Below are 14,540 nucleotides of genomic sequence, written 5' to 3' on the forward strand. Positions count from 1 at the left end.
GGCCGGGATGACTCGCCGCGCTGACCTCCGTCTCGGCATCACCGATGTCGCCCCCGTCGTCTCCTGCGGGTCCTTCTCGGCCCGCGCCGTGGTCGGCGAGCACCTGCCGATCACCGCCACCGTCTTCCGCGAGGGCCACGACGCCGTCGCGGCCAACGTGGTGTGGACGCCGCCCGGCGAGGACGGCGCGGCCCAGCCCCTGCGCCGCATGGCGCGGTTCGGCCAGGAGCCGGACCGCTGGATCGCCACGGTCGTCCCCGACCGGGACGGGCTGTGGACCTACCAGGTGGAGGCGTGGAGCGACCCGCTGGCGACCTGGCACCACGCGGTCGAGGTGAAGATCGAGGCCGGTCAGGGCCCTGAGGACCTCGCCAACGACCTCGAGGAGGGCGCCCGCCTGCTCGACCGGGTCGCCGGCGAGGCATCGGACGAGTGGCGCGAGCGGGTCACCGATGCCGCCGCCGCGCTGCGCGACACCTCCCGCGAGCTCACCGCCCGGGTCGCCCCGGCGCTGGCCGCTGGGCTCCAGGAGTACCTGCACGAGCACCCCGTTCGGGAACTGGTCACCGGCGGGCCGCGGTACGAGGTCTGGGTCGACCGGCCCCGGGCCCTCTACGGCTCCTGGTACGAGTTCTTCCCGCGCTCGGAGGGCCCCGTCGTCGGGGGCACGCCCACCCACGGCACCTTCACCACCGCCGCCGACCGGCTGCCGGCGATCGCCGACATGGGCTTCGACGTCGTGTACCTGCCGCCGATCCACCCGATCGGGCAGGTCAACCGCAAGGGGCGGAACAACACGCTCACGCCCGGGCCGGACGACGTCGGCTCGCCGTGGGCGATCGGCAGCGCCGAGGGCGGGCACGACGCCGTCCACCCGCAGTTGGGCACGATGGACGACTTCCGCGCCTTCGTCGCCCGCGCTCAGGAGCTGGGCATGGAGGTCGCCCTCGACCTCGCCCTGCAGGCCGCGCCGGACCACCCGTGGGTGACCAGCCACCCGGAGTGGTTCACCACCAAGCCCGACGGGACGATCGCCTACGCGGAGAACCCGCCGAAGAAGTACCAGGACATCTACCCGATCAACTTCGACAACGACCCCGAGGGCATCTACGCCGAGGTGCTGCGGGTCGTGCGGGTCTGGATGGACGCCGGAGTACGGGTGTTCCGGGTCGACAACCCGCACACCAAGCCGCTGGACTTCTGGCACTGGCTGATCTGGGAGGTCAAGAAGACCGATCCCGACGTGCTGTTCCTCGCCGAGGCCTTCACCCGGCCGGCGATGATGCACCAGCTCGCCCGGATCGGGTTCACGCAGTCCTACACGTACTTCACCTGGCGCACCGCGCGCGGGGAGATCGAGGACTACGGCCGCGAGCTGGCCAGCAACAGCCACTACATGCGGCCGAACTTCTTCGTCAACACCCCGGACATCCTCCACGAGTCGCTGCAGTTCGGCGGCCCGCCGATGTTCAAGATCCGCGCTGTCCTGGCCGCGATGATGAGCCCGACGTGGGGCGTCTACTCCGGCTTCGAGCTGTTCGAGCACGTGGCCGTGCGGCCGGGCAGCGAGGAGTACCTGGACAGCGAGAAGTACCAGCTGCGACCGCGGGACTGGGCCGCGGCCGAGGCCTCCGGGCACAGCCTCGCGCCCTACCTGCGGAGGCTCAACGAGATCCGTCGGGCCCACCCGGCCCTGCAGCAGCTGCGCACGCTGCGGTTCCACTCGGTGGACAACCCGAACCTGATCTGCTTCTCGAAGACCGACCCGGGCTCCCAGGACGCCGTGATCGTGGTGGTCAGCCTCTCCAGCCACCACACCCAGATCGGCACCACCGCCCTGGACCTGCCCACGCTCGGCCTGGAGTGGTACGAGCGGTTCGCCGTGACCGATGAGCTGACCGGCGCCAGCTGGGACTGGGGCCAGTTCAACTACGTCGAGCTCGACCCCTACCGGGAGCCCGCGCACGTCTTCTCCGTCACCCGCCCCCGGGTGGTCCAGGTACCGCCGCCGGTCGCCTGACCACTCCCCTACCCGCTCCCCTGCTGAACCGAGGGCGACTTCCTGCGATGACCGTTCCCGTCCCTGGCCTCCCCGCCGGCCGCACCGACTCCCCGAGGTCGGCGCTGCCGGCCCCCGGCGCCGACCCCGACTGGTACAAGCGCGCCGTCTTCTACGAGGTGCTCGTCCGTGGCTTCGCCGACAGCAACGCCGACGGCGTCGGCGACCTGCGCGGCATGTTGGACAAGCTCGACTACCTGCAGTGGCTGGGCGTCGACTGCCTCTGGCTCCCGCCGTTCTTCGCCTCGCCGCTGCGCGACGGCGGCTACGACGTCAGCGACTACACCGCGGTGCTGCCGGAGTTCGGTGACATCGAGGACTTCAAGGAGTTCCTCGACGCCGCCCACGCCCGCGGCATGCGCGTGATCATCGACTTCGTCATGAACCACACCTCGGACCAGCACCCCTGGTTCCAGGCCAGCCGCAGCGACCCCGAGGGCCCCTACGGCGACTTCTACGTGTGGGCCGACGACGACACCGGCTACCGGGACGCGCGGATCATCTTCGTCGACACCGAGAGCTCCAACTGGTCCTTCGACCCGGTGCGCAAGCAGTACTTCTGGCACCGCTTCTTCTCCCACCAGCCGGACCTCAACTTCGAGAACCCGCGGGTGCAGGAGGCGATCATCGATGCCCTGCGCTTCTGGCTGGACCTGGGCATCGACGGGTTCCGGCTCGACGCCGTCCCCTACCTGTTCGAGGAGGAGGGGACCAACTGCGAGAACCTCCCGAAGACCCACCAGTTCCTCAAGCACGTCCGCAAGGTCGTCGAGGCCGACTACCCCGACCGCGTGCTGCTGTGCGAGGCGAACCAGTGGCCGGCCGACGTCGTCGAGTACTTCGGTGAGGACGGCGACGAGTGCCAGATGGCGTTCCACTTCCCGGTGATGCCGCGCCTGTTCATGGGCGTGCGGCGGGAGCAGCGCTTCCCGATCTCGGAGATCATGGCGCAGACCCCGGACATCCCCGCCAACTGCCAGTGGGGCATCTTCCTGCGCAACCACGACGAGCTGACCCTCGAGATGGTCACCGACGAGGAACGCGACTACATGTGGGCCGAGTACGCCAAGGACCCCCGCATGAAGGCCAACATCGGCATCCGTCGCCGGCTGGCGCCGCTGCTGGACAACGACATGGACACCCTGGAGCTGTTCAACGCGCTCCTGCTGTCCCTGCCGGGCTCCCCGGTCCTCTACTACGGGGACGAGATCGGCATGGGCGACAACATCTGGCTCGGTGACCGCGACGGCGTCCGGACGCCGATGCAGTGGACGCCGGACCGCAACGGCGGCTTCTCCACCGCCGACCCGCAGCGGATGTACCTGCCGCTGAACCAGGACCCGGTCTACGGCTACCAGGTGACCAACGTCGAGTCCCAGCTGCGCAACACCACCTCGATGCTGCACTGGATCCGGCAGATGATCCGCGTCCGCAAGGAGCACCCGACCTTCGGGCTGGGCACCTACGCCGAGATCGGCTCGCGCAACCCGACCGTGCTCTCCTTCGTGCGCGAGTTCGGCGACGACGTCGTGCTGTGCGTGAACAACCTGTCCCGCTTCCCGCAGCCGGTGGAGCTGGACCTGCGCCGGTTCGAGGGCTACACCCCGATCGAGCTCACCGGCCGGGTGGAGTTCCCGCAGATCGGCGTCCTGCCCTACATGCTCACGCTGGCCGGCCACGGCTTCTACTGGTTCGAGCTGAGCAAGCCCGCCGCGCCCGAGGCCGAGGAGACCGAGGACTGGGAGAGCACCGCGGCCAGCACGGTCGCGGAGTCCCTGTTGGCCGCGGGGGTGGTCTCCGCCGCGACGGAGATCCCCGGCGACAGCGACACCCGGTCCGGAGACGACGTCCCGCCCAGCCCCGGAGGCGACCGATGAGCGCACTGACCGATCTGCTCCGCGAATGGATGCCCCACCAGCGCTGGTTCGGCAGCAAGGGCCGGGAGTGGAGCGACGTCACCGAGGAGGGCTTCCTGCTCGACCAGGCCGACCCGGTGCTGTCGGTGCACCGGGTACGCGTCTCCTACACCGACGGCGTGAGCGAGACGTACCTGGTGCCGCTGTCGTGGCGGGACCACCCGGTCGAGGAGCTCAACTCCGCGTTCATCGGCGCGGTGCCCTCGGGGGAGCGGGAGAGCTACGCCTACGACGCCATGCGCGACCGGGACGCCACCACGCCGTGGCTGATCCACCTGGTCAACGCCTCGACGATCGGGCCCATGCACTTCCACCCGGCGGGGGTGGCCTACATCCCCGAGGGCGTGCCCGGCGACATCCTCTCCACCGAGCAGAGCAACACCTCGCTGGTCTACGGCCAGGAGGCGATCTTCAAGCTGTTCCGGCGGCTGGAGCCCGGGCTCAACCCCGACGTGGAGGTCCACGACGCGCTGCGCAAGACGCAGAACCCGCACATCGCCTCGCTGCTCGGGCACATCGAGATCGACGACCCCGACCCGTCGGCGGAGCCGGCCACCGTGGCGATGCTGCAGACGTTCGTGCCCAACGCCAGCGACGGCTGGCGGCTGGCCACCGCCAGCGTCCGGGACCTGTACGCCGAGGGTGACCTGCACGCCGACGAGGTCGGCGGGGACTTCGCCGCGGAGAGCGAGCGGCTGGGCGCGGCGACCGCGTCGGTGCACGCCGACATGGCCAAGGTCCTGCCCACCGAGCCCGCCGACCGCTCGTGGTTCGCCACCGTGGCCGAGCAGATGACCGCCCGGCTCGACGCCGCGATCGCCGTCGTCCCGCAGCTGGCCGAGCACGCCGACGGCCTGCGCGCCGTGTACGCCGCCGTGGCCTCCGCCCAGGAGACCGTCGTCCGGCAGCGGGTGCACGGCGACCTGCACCTCGGCCAGGTGCTGCGCACCGCCACCGGATGGATCGTGCTGGACTTCGAGGGTGAGCCGGCCCGTCCGCTGGCCGACCGCCGCGAGCTCGACAGCCCCATGCGTGACGTCGCCGGCATGCTGCGCAGCTTCGACTACGCGGCACGTCACATGCTCGTCGAGCAACCCGACGACTCCCAGCGCGCATACCGGGCGCAGGAGTGGGCAGAGCGCAACCGCAGCGCCTTCTGCGCCGGGTACTCGGCCGCCAGCGGGCTGAACCCGTGCGGTGACTCCCCGTTGCTGCGGGCCTTCGAGGCGGACAAGGCCGTGTACGAGTGCGTCTACGAGGCGCGCAACCGCCCACACTGGCTGATGATCCCGCTGCAGTCGCTGTCGCGGCTCACCGCCGCGGTCTGACGCGCGGGCCCACCCGACCACCGACCACCCGCACCGAAGAGGACGGCGACGCGATGACGACCCCCGAGGGGACGACCGACAGCACCACCGGCGCCACCGAGCCCACCATCGACTCCGGGAGCCGCCCGCCGGCGACCAAGGAGGAGCTGCAGGCCGCCGTCGAGGAGAAGGCGGCGCGAGCCGAGGCCGCCGAGAGCGAGCCGGTCGTGAACCCCACCGCGCCGCGCAAGCGGGCCGCGGCGAAGAAGGCACCGGCCGCCAGGAAGGCACCGGCGGCGAAGAAGACCACCGCGGCGAAGAAGACGACGGCCGCTGCCACGGACGCCGAGGGCGCCCCGGCGAAGGAGACCGCCAAGCGGGCCGCCGCGAAGAAGGCCACCCCCCGCGCTGCGGCGGCGAAGAAGACCGCTGCCGCCCGGGCGGCGGGCGACGTGGACACCCCGCAGGACGACGTCGTGCTCGAGCAGGGAGGCACCGCCACCCCGGTGGTCGCCCCGGCGCCGATCGCCGAGCCCGGCAGTCCCAGCGGCGCACCGGCTCCGCAGCCCGAGCCGCCGAGCCCGGACCCGGCCGAGCCGAGCACGCCACAGGCGCCGGAGGACGGCGCCGGCGGCGTCGGGACCGGCGAGACCGCCGAGGTCGCGGCCGGCGACGCCGGCGGGCTCCCGTCCGCGGGCGCGGGGCCCGCGGGCACGGCCGGCACCGGGACGCCCCCGGACGCGCAGCCCGCCGCCGAGGAGGTCACCGGCAAGCAGCTGCGGGCGATCGTGGAGGGCTGGTCCTACTCGCCGCACAGCGTGCTCGGCGCGCACCGGGCCGAGCGGGGTTGGGTGGTGCGCACGCTGCGGCCGGACGCGGTCTCGGTCACCGTCGTCGACCAGGACGGCTCCCGCCACGAGGCGCGTCAGCTGCACGGCGGCGGGATCTACGAGGCCCAGCTCCCCCAGCAGCCCGGTGACTACCGGATCGAGGTCAGCTACGGCGACGGCCAGGGTGGCACCACCACCTTCACCGTCGACGACCCCTACCGCTGGCTGCCCACCGTGGGTGAGCTGGACCAGCACCTCATCCGCGAGGGCCGGCACGAGCGGCTCTGGGACGTTCTCGGCGCGCACGTGCGGCGCTACGAGACGCCGGGCGGCCCGGTGGAGGGCGTGTCCTTCGCCGTCTGGGCACCCAACGCCCAGGGGGTGAAGGTCACCGGCGACTTCGACTACTGGGAGGCCCGCGCCTATCCGATGCGGTCGCTGGGCTCCTCGGGCGTCTGGGAGATCTTCGTCCCCGGCGTCCAGGTGGGGACGCGCTACCGGTACCACGTGCTCGGTCGCGACGGGGTGTGGCGGGAGAAGTCCGACCCGCTGGCCTTCGCCACCGAGGTGCCGCCACTCAACGCCTCGGTCGTCACCGCGTCCACCCACGAGTGGCAGGACGACGCGTGGCTCGCCGACCGCGCGCAGGCCGGCTGGCACCAGCGGCCGATGAGCGTCTACGAGGTGCACATCGGCTCGTGGCGGCAGGGCCTGTCCTACCGGCAGCTCGCCGACGAGCTGGTCGACTACGTCGTGTCGGCCGGGTTCACCCACATCGAGTTCATGCCGGTCGCCGAGCACCCCTTCGGCGGCTCGTGGGGGTACCAGGTCACCTCCTACTACGCCCCGACCGCGCGCTACGGCAGCCCCGACGACTTCCGTTACCTGGTGGACCGGGCCCACCAGGCCGGCATCGGCGTCATCGTCGACTGGGTCCCGGCACACTTCCCCAAGGACGACTGGGCGCTGGCCCGCTTCGACGGCACCCCGCTCTACGAGCACGGTGACCCGCGCCGGGGCGAGCAGCTGGACTGGGGCACCTACGTCTTCGACTTCGGCCGGTCCGAGGTCCGCAACTTCCTCGTGGCCAACGCCCTGTACTGGTGCAAGGAGTTCCACGTCGACGGCGTCCGGGTCGACGCGGTGGCCTCGATGCTCTACCTGGACTACTCCCGCTCGGAGTGGGCGCCCAACAAGTACGGCGGCCGGGAGAACCTGGAAGCCGTGGCGTTCCTGCAGGAGATGAACGCGACGGTCTACCGCGAGGTACCGGGCGTGGTCACCATCGCCGAGGAGTCGACCGCGTGGCCCGGCGTCACCCGGCCCACGCACCTCGGCGGCCTCGGCTTCGGCTTCAAGTGGAACATGGGCTGGATGCACGACTCGCTGGCCTACATCGAGCGCGAGCCGGTGCACCGCAGCTACCACCACGGGCAGCTCACGTTCTCGATGATGTACGCGTACTCCGAGAACTACGTGCTGCCGATCAGCCACGACGAGGTCGTCTACGGCAAGGGCTCCCTGCTGCGGAAGATGCCTGGCGACCGGTGGCAGCAGCTGGCCAACCTGCGCGCCTACCTGGCCTACATGTGGGCGCACCCGGGAAAGCAGTTGCTGTTCATGGGCTCGGAGTTCGGACAGGACGCCGAGTGGGCCGAGAGCCGCTCGCTGGACTGGTGGCACCTCGACGACCCCGCCCACCGCGGCATCCTCTCGTTGGTCACCGATCTCAACGCCCGCTACAAGGAGCTGCCGGCGCTGTGGTCGCAGGACGTCGACCCGGCCGGGTTCCAGTGGATCGACGCCAACGACGCGTCGGGCAACGTGCTGTCGTTCCTCCGGTACGGGCTCCCCAGCGCCTCCTCCGGCGGCGAGTCGGCCGATGCGCCGGGGACCGGCGGTGGGCAGGCGCTGGCCTGCGTCGTCAACTTCTCCGGCGCGCCGCACCACGGCTACCGGATCGGGCTGCCGCGTCCGGGCACCTGGCGAGAGGTGGTCAACACCGACGCGGAGGGCTACGGCGGCTCGGGCGTGGGCAACCTGGGTGGCATCGAGGCCGTCGAGGAGCCGTGGCACGGCCAGCCCTGCTCGGCGACACTGTCGGCTCCGCCGCTGGGCACCGTCTGGTTCCTGCACGAGGGCTGAGCGCCTCCCCTGCGCGGCCGGCGCACCTCCCCGGCCGCGCAGTGAACCCGCCTGCAGCGCGTCCCCGGCGCCGGCCCGACGCCGCACGCGCCGGTGACCGACCGCTCGACGGCGCGTGCGCCGGACACACCCCCTGACGAGGCCCTGACCGGGCATCATGTGCCGGCTCCCCGCCCGCCGTCTGGCCGCGGCGGTCCCGCCCAGACGAGGGAACACGGCTCCATGAGGCAGGTCCTGCGCGGCGCGACGACCGCGGCTGCCGTGGGCGGCGTGCTGCTGCTCGCGGGTTGCTCCACCACGGTCCCCGGTACCGCGATGCCGGCCGACCCGGTGACCGACGTGTCGGCCGAGGCCTTCCCGGTCACCGGGGCCACCGACGACGACATCGACCGCTCCGCCCGCAACGCGCTGGCCGACCTCACCACCTTCTGGACCGGCGCCTACCCCGAGTTCTACGACGCGGAGCTGACCCCGCTGCGTGGCGGCTACTCCTCGGTGGACGCCGACGACATCGACCCGGGCCTGTACCCGGACACCGGGGTGGGCTGCCAGCAGCTGCCGATCGACCCGTCCGAGGTCGAGGGCAACGCCTTCTACGAGCAGACCTGCGACGTCATCGTCTACGACGGTGCGCTCCTGGAGGGCTGGGCGAGCTGCACGGCCGCTTCCTGGGCCCGGCCGTCATGGCCCACGAGTTCGGCCACGCCATGCAGGCCCGGTTCGGCTTCAGCGAGGTGACGATCCGCGACGAGACGCAGGCCGACTGCTTCGCCGGTCCGTTCACCCGCTGGGTGGCCGACGGCAACGCCGAGCACGTCAGCCTGCGCGTTCCGGAGCTCGACGACGTCCTCGTGGGGTTCCTCGAGCTCCGCGACCCGGTGGGTACCGACGAGGACGTGGAGGGGGCGCACGGCTCCGGGTTCGACCGGGTGTCGGGCTTCCACTCCGGCTACACCGGCGGCGTGGGCACCTGCCGCGACGAGTTCGGCCCCGACCGGGTCTTCACCGCCCGCGAGTTCGACGACCGGCTCGACGAGGCCAACGAGGGCAACGCGCCCTACGAGGACATCGGCACCCTCGTCGCCGACTCGCTGCCGCTGTTCTACGACTCCTGGTTCCCGCAGGTCGCCGGCACCGCCTTCGAGGCGCCGGCCATCGCGGGCTTCGACGGCACCGCGCCGGACTGCGGCGACATGCGTGCCGAGGACCTCGACCTCGGGTACTGCGCGGCCGACGGCACCGTCTACGTCGACGAGACCGACCTGCTCCAGCCCGCCTACTCCGACGTCGGCGACTTCGCCGTCGCCACCGCGGTGTCCCTGCCCTACGCCGAGGCCGCCCGCGACCAGCTGGGGCTGTCCACCGACGACAGCGCCGCGACGGTGTCGACGGTGTGCCTGACCGGCTGGTACACCGCCCGCTTCGTCGACGGCGACTTCGAGGAGGTCACCGAGCTGTCCCCCGGCGACGTCGACGAGGCGATCGTCTTCCTGCTCACGTACGGCCGGTCCGGCAGCGTGCTGGCCGACGTCGGGACCAGGGGCTTCGAGCTGGTCGGGGCCTTCCGCGACGGATTCCTGGAGGGCGGCACCGCCTGCGACCTGGGCATCTGAGGCAGGCCACCGGCGGGGCCCCGCTCCCCCAGCGAGGCCGCCGCCGGGGTGGGACGATGCCCCGGACATGCCTGCTGCCGTGCTGCGCCGGGCGGTCCTGGCCCTCCTGGCCGTGGCCGCGCTGCTCGTCGTGTCCGGCTGCTCGGTCGTCGTCCTCGGCCGGCCCAGCGCCGCCGACCCGCCCCCGGACGACGCCGACCCCGGCCGCGTGGACGTCGTGGGCGCCGTCGACGGGCCGATCGACCTGCTCGCCCGCAACGCGCTCGCCGACCTCGAGGACTACTGGGCCGAGCAGTTCCCCGACGTGTTCGGCGCCCGCTTCGACCCGCTGGCGGGGGGCTACTTCAGCGTCGACCCGGCCGACGTCGACCCCGCGGTGTACCCGCAGGGCGTCGGGTGCGGCACCGACCCGCGCGAGGTCGAGGACAACGCGTTCTACTGCTCGGCGCCACAGGCCCCCCACTCCGACTCGATCAGCTACGACCGGACGTTCCTCGCCGAGCTCGCCGACGGGTACGGGCGGTTCATCCCCGCACTGGTGATGGCGCACGAGTTCGGGCACGCGGTCCAGGCCCGGGTCGGCTCCCCGCCGACGTCGATCGCCACGGAGACGCAGGCCGACTGCTTCGCCGGCGCGTGGACGGCGTGGGTGGCCGAGGGCCGCGCCACGCACTCCCAGATCCGGGAGCCGGAGCTGGACCAGCTGCTGCGCGGCTACCTCCTGCTGCGGGACCCGGTCGGGACGGGCACCGACGAGCAGCAGGCGCACGGGTCCTACTTCGACCGCGTCTCCGCGTTCCAGGAGGGCTTCGACGACGGCCCGGTCGCCTGCCGCGACCGGTTCGGGCCCGACCGCGTGTTCACCCAGGGCGAGTTCACCACCGACGAGGACTTCCTCAGCGGCGGCAACGCGCCCTACGGGACGATCGAGCAGATCGTCGAGACCTCGCTGCCGGAGTTCTGGGACCGCGCGTTCACCGAGGTCCTCGACGACCGCTTCACCGCCCCGCAGCTCGAGCCCTTCCGCGGGCAGGCGCCCGGGTGCGCCACCGACGACGTCGACCTCGTGTACTGCCCGCCCGGGGACGGCACCGGCGACGCCGGGCTGGTCGGCTACGACGAGCAGGACCTGATCGGCCCGGCCTACGAGTCACTGGGCGACTACGCCGTCCCCACCGCCGTCGCCATCCCCTACGCGCTGGCAGCCCGCGACCAGCTGGGGCTGTCCGCCGAGGGTGACGAGGCGCTGCGGTCAGCGGTGTGCCTGGCCGGCTGGTACAGCGCGCAGGTCTACAACGGCGAGCTGACGAACGTCGTCATCTCCCCCGGCGACCTCGACGAGAGCGTGCAGTTCCTGCTGGAGTACGGCAACGACCCGCAGGTGCTCGGCGCGACCGACGTCTCGGGCTTCCAGCTCGTCGACCTCTTCCGCGGCGGGTTCCTCGAGGGCGCCCGCGCCTGCGACGTCGGCGTCTAGGCCCCCGTGCAGGGTCCCGCCGCGAGCGTGCGAGCGGTGGGGGGCACGGGGGTCCTTCTTCAGTACAGGGCGAGAGTGAGCTGGCGGCGGGCGTCGCCCACCCGCGGGTCCTGGTCCCCGACGACGCCGAACAGCTCCACGAGGTGCTTGCGGACCTGGTCGCGCTCCTCGCCGGCGGTCCGGCGGACGACGTCGAGCAGGCGGGCGAACGCACCCTCGACGTCCCCGGTGCCGAGCAGGAAGTCGGCGGCGCGGGTCTGCGCGGTCACGTCGTCGGGTGCCGCGTCGGCGAGGGCCAGCGCGTCGGGCCCGGCCTCGTCGGCGCGCCGGAACAGCTGCACCTGGCGCAGGGCGAGGCCGGCGACCGGGTGGTCGGGCTCGGCGTCGACGATCGCCTGGTAGGCGGCCTCCGCGGCGGCGAGGTCGCCGCGCTCGAGGGCGGCCTCGGCGGCGTCCAGACGCGGGTCGTCGTCCGCGGCCTCACCGTCTCCGGCGTCGGGCACGGCGCCGCCGGTGGTGGCGCGGACCAGCTCGGCGACGAACTGGCGGGCCTGGTCCTCGGGGATGGCGCCGGTGAACTCGGCGACCAGCTGCCCCTGCCAGACGGCCTTGACCGCCGGGATGCCCTGCACCCGCAGGCCCTGGGCGAGCGCCGGGTTGGCGTCGACGTCCACCTTGGCCAGCACCCAGGACCCGCCACCCTCCGCGGCCAGCCGCTCGAGCACCGGGGACAGCTGCTTGCACGGCCCGCACCACTCGGCCCACAGGTCGAGCACGACCGGGACCTGGAAGGACCGGTCGAGCACCTCGGCCTGGAAGGTGTCCTCGGTGACGTCGACGACCGCGGCGCCGGGCGCACCGGCGGGGGCGGCCGGGCTGGGCGGCGGCGCGGCCTGGGCCCGTGCCGCGGCCTCGGAGCGGGCCTTGACGGCGGCGAGGTCGACCGCGCCGGCCAGGGAGGCGGCCAGATGCGCCTGCTGGGCCTGAGCGCGCGGGTCGGGGCGTCCGGGGCGGGAGGGCTGCATGACCTCGATCATCCCACCGCCGCCGCGGGGACGTCGCGGGGTGCTCAGCCGACGGCGGCCTCGGCGTCGGCCACGTCGCCGGCGCCGAGCCGGACCCGCTTGAGGATGTCGAACAACGTCTGCAGCTCCGCCTCGGGAACGTCCCCCAACCCGAAGTCGAGGGCGTTGAGCGCGCTGGTGGCCTCCTCGACCACGGCGCGCCCGCGTTCGGTGATGCCGGCCAGCACGCCCCGGCCGTCGGCCGGGTTGGGCCGTCGGTGGACGTAGCCGGCGGCGACCAGCCGGTCGATCGCGTTCGTGACGCTCGTGGGGTGGACCATCAGCCGGCTGCCGATGACCTTCAGCGGCAGCTCACCGGTGCGGCTGAAGACGAGGAGCACGAGGACCTCGTAGCGCGCGAAGGTCAGCGCGTGCGGCCGCAGCGCCTCGTCGAACCGGGCGAGCAGGATCTGCTGGACCCGGAACACCGACGTCGCGGCGCGCATCGTCGCGGCCGGGCCGAAGTGCTCCTCCCACGACGCCCCGGCGCGCTCGATGGGATCGAAGGGCAACCCCAGCGGTCGGACCATGGCTCCAGAGGTTACGGGCCGCGCTCCCGGGGCCGGTCGTCGGCGAGGTCCCGTCGAGTGGCGAGTCGTCGTGGCCTCGGCCCCGTGGAGACCACGGCGGCTCGCCACTCGACGTCAGTTCGCGGGCGGGGCCGGGCGCAGTGGGGGCACGTGCCGCAGGCCGAAGACCTCGCGCAGCGCCACCCGCGCCGCGTTGTCGCCGCAGGCGCCGTGCACGGCCGGCCCCGGTGGTGTCGCCGAGGAGCCGAGGTAGACGCCCGGCACCGGCGTCTTGTACGTGTTCCACCGCGGCACCGGCCGGGCGAGCATCTGCCGCAGGGTCGCCTGGCCGTTGGAGATGTCCCCACCGAGGTAGGCCGGGTTCCACTTCTCCATGGCGACGGCGTCCTTGGTGACCCGGTCGACGACGGTGTCCTTGAAGCCCGGCGCGAAGCGCTCCACCTGGTTCTCGATGGCCTCGGTCATGTCGACGTCGGCGCCGTGCGGCACGTGCACGTACGCCCAGAAGACGTGCCCGCCCTCCGGTGCCCGCGTCGGGTCCGGGACGGTCGGCTGGACGGCGAGCACGTACGGGCGGTCGGTGAGCCGCCCCTGGTTGGGGGCCCGCTCGCCGGCGATGGTCTCCTCCAGGGTGCCGGCGATGTGGATGGTCCCGGCCCGGCGGACGTCGGGGTTGGTCCAGGGCACCGGCTCGGACAGGATCCAGTCGACCTTGAAGACGCCGGCGCCGTGCTCGTAGCGACGCACCCACCGGCGGTAGCCCTCGTGCACCCGGTCGCCGGCCATGTCGACGAAGGCCTCCGGCGTGGTGTCCAGCAGCACCGCCGGCACGCCGTCGAACTCGCGCAGGTCGGTGACCAGGTGCCCGGTCACCACCTCGCCGCCCTGCTGTTCCAGCGCGGTGACCATCGCGTCGGCCAGGTTCTGCGAGCCGCCCTCGACCAGCGGCCAGCCGACGTGGTGGCCGAGCATCGTCAGCAACATGCCCAGCGCGGAGGTCAGGGGCTGGCTCAGGTCCAGCATGCCGTGCGCCGCGGCCCCGCCCAGCAGGGCTCGGGCCTCCTCGGTCTCGAAGTACCGGTGGGCCAGCCACCGCACGTTGGGCAGCCCGTTGAGCCCGAACTTGGTGATCGGCCCGACGCTGCGCGTGGGCAGCCGCCGCAGCCGGCTGGTCAGGAAGAAGTCGATGACGTCGGTGCCGTGCTCGACCAGCGGCTCGAACAGCCGCCGGTAGGCCGGCCCGTCCGCCCCCAGACCCGCGGCGGTCTCCTCCAGCGAGCGGCGCGCGATCGAGGCGCGTCCGCCGTCCAGGGGGTGCGCGTAGTTGATCTCCGGCTGGACCAGCCGCACGCCGCGGCTGGCCAGGTCGAACTCGCGGAAGAACGGCGCCGCGGCGGCCATCGGCTGCACGATCGAGCAGACGTCGTGCCGGTACCCGGGCCGCATGAGCTCCTCGGTGCGCATGCCACCGCCGGGGCGTTCGGCCGCCTCCACGACCTGCACGCGCAGGCCGGCGGCGGCCAGCCGCAGGGCCGCGGCGAGCCCGTTGGGCCCCGATCCGACGACGACGGCGTCCGGCTTCCCGTTCACCCCGCCATC

General features: G+C 72.8%; 10 protein-coding genes. 7 read left to right on the forward strand and 3 right to left on the reverse strand.

Features of this window, described 5'->3' with window-relative positions:
- Window positions 1-7 precede the first annotated feature (7 nt).
- The 7 genes from CRP39_RS20180 (at window position 8) to CRP39_RS20210 (ending at window position 11,347) form a co-directional block, all read left to right on the forward strand.
- Window positions 8-2,020 carry an alpha-1,4-glucan--maltose-1-phosphate maltosyltransferase gene (locus tag CRP39_RS20180; RefSeq protein WP_097208392.1) on the forward strand — a complete coding sequence of 671 codons (2,013 nt, stop codon included), beginning with the start codon at window positions 8-10 and terminating at the stop codon, window positions 2,018-2,020.
- Window positions 2,021-2,067: 47 nt separating this feature from the next.
- On the forward strand, window positions 2,068-3,936 hold the full coding sequence (gene treS, locus CRP39_RS20185) for a maltose alpha-D-glucosyltransferase (protein WP_097208192.1): 1,869 nt from the start codon (window positions 2,068-2,070) through the stop codon (window positions 3,934-3,936).
- Window positions 3,933-5,303, forward strand: coding sequence for a maltokinase N-terminal cap-like domain-containing protein (locus CRP39_RS20190; RefSeq protein ID WP_097208193.1), 1,371 nt, complete (start codon window positions 3,933-3,935; stop codon window positions 5,301-5,303). Before treS ends, CRP39_RS20190 begins: the two co-directional genes overlap by 4 nt.
- A gap of 53 nt (window positions 5,304-5,356) precedes the next feature.
- Window positions 5,357-8,257 (forward strand): 1,4-alpha-glucan branching protein GlgB, encoded by a 2,901-nt coding sequence (gene glgB, locus CRP39_RS20195; protein ID WP_097208194.1) that lies wholly within the window; start codon window positions 5,357-5,359, stop codon window positions 8,255-8,257.
- A gap of 222 nt (window positions 8,258-8,479) precedes the next feature.
- Window positions 8,480-8,995 carry a hypothetical protein gene (locus CRP39_RS20200; RefSeq protein ID WP_097208195.1) on the forward strand — a complete coding sequence of 172 codons (516 nt, stop codon included), beginning with the start codon at window positions 8,480-8,482 and terminating at the stop codon, window positions 8,993-8,995.
- Window positions 8,941-9,870 (forward strand): neutral zinc metallopeptidase, encoded by a 930-nt coding sequence (locus tag CRP39_RS20205; protein ID WP_097208196.1) that lies wholly within the window; start codon window positions 8,941-8,943, stop codon window positions 9,868-9,870. Before CRP39_RS20200 ends, CRP39_RS20205 begins: the two co-directional genes overlap by 55 nt.
- Before the next feature lie 67 nt (window positions 9,871-9,937).
- A complete protein-coding gene (locus CRP39_RS20210) occupies window positions 9,938-11,347 on the forward strand; it encodes a neutral zinc metallopeptidase (protein ID WP_245853991.1) in 1,410 nt (469 codons plus the stop codon).
- A gap of 59 nt (window positions 11,348-11,406) precedes the next feature.
- On the opposite strand, the gene CRP39_RS20215 is transcribed toward CRP39_RS20210, so the two are convergent.
- The 3 genes from CRP39_RS20215 to CRP39_RS20225 all read right to left on the reverse strand — a co-directional run bounded on the left by CRP39_RS20215 (window position 11,407) and on the right by CRP39_RS20225 (window position 14,531).
- Window positions 11,407-12,372 (reverse strand): tetratricopeptide repeat protein, encoded by a 966-nt coding sequence (locus CRP39_RS20215; RefSeq protein ID WP_097208394.1) that lies wholly within the window; start codon window positions 12,370-12,372, stop codon window positions 11,407-11,409.
- Between the two features lie 44 nt (window positions 12,373-12,416).
- A complete protein-coding gene (locus CRP39_RS20220) occupies window positions 12,417-12,941 on the reverse strand; it encodes a MarR family winged helix-turn-helix transcriptional regulator (protein WP_097208197.1) in 525 nt (174 codons plus the stop codon).
- 114 nt (window positions 12,942-13,055) lie between these two features.
- The gene (locus CRP39_RS20225) at window positions 13,056-14,531 is read right to left on the reverse strand and encodes a phytoene desaturase family protein (RefSeq protein WP_097208198.1); all 1,476 of its coding nucleotides are present in this window, start codon (window positions 14,529-14,531) and stop codon (window positions 13,056-13,058) included.
- Between the last annotated feature and the right edge of the window lie 9 nt (window positions 14,532-14,540).

The sequence above is a fragment of the Geodermatophilus sabuli genome (assembly GCF_900215145.1).
Classification (GTDB): domain Bacteria; phylum Actinomycetota; class Actinomycetes; order Mycobacteriales; family Geodermatophilaceae; genus Geodermatophilus; species Geodermatophilus sabuli.

Bases quoted from the DNA above. Each gene is read 5' to 3' on its own strand.
- CRP39_RS20220 (WP_097208197.1), bottom strand. From the start codon at position 12,941: ATGGTCCGACCGCTGGGGTTGCCCTTCGATCCCATCGAGCGCGCCGGG.
- CRP39_RS20210 (WP_245853991.1), top strand. From the start codon at position 9,938: ATGCCTGCTGCCGTGCTGCGCCGGGCGGTCCTGGCCCTCCTGGCCGTG.
- CRP39_RS20180 (WP_097208392.1), top strand. From the start codon at position 8: ATGACTCGCCGCGCTGACCTCCGTCTCGGCATCACCGATGTCGCCCCC.
- treS (WP_097208192.1), top strand. From the start codon at position 2,068: ATGACCGTTCCCGTCCCTGGCCTCCCCGCCGGCCGCACCGACTCCCCG.
- CRP39_RS20205 (WP_097208196.1), top strand. From the start codon at position 8,941: ATGGCCCACGAGTTCGGCCACGCCATGCAGGCCCGGTTCGGCTTCAGC.
- CRP39_RS20200 (WP_097208195.1), top strand. From the start codon at position 8,480: ATGAGGCAGGTCCTGCGCGGCGCGACGACCGCGGCTGCCGTGGGCGGC.
- glgB (WP_097208194.1), top strand. From the start codon at position 5,357: ATGACGACCCCCGAGGGGACGACCGACAGCACCACCGGCGCCACCGAG.
- CRP39_RS20190 (WP_097208193.1), top strand. From the start codon at position 3,933: ATGAGCGCACTGACCGATCTGCTCCGCGAATGGATGCCCCACCAGCGC.
- CRP39_RS20215 (WP_097208394.1), bottom strand. From the start codon at position 12,372: ATGCAGCCCTCCCGCCCCGGACGCCCCGACCCGCGCGCTCAGGCCCAG.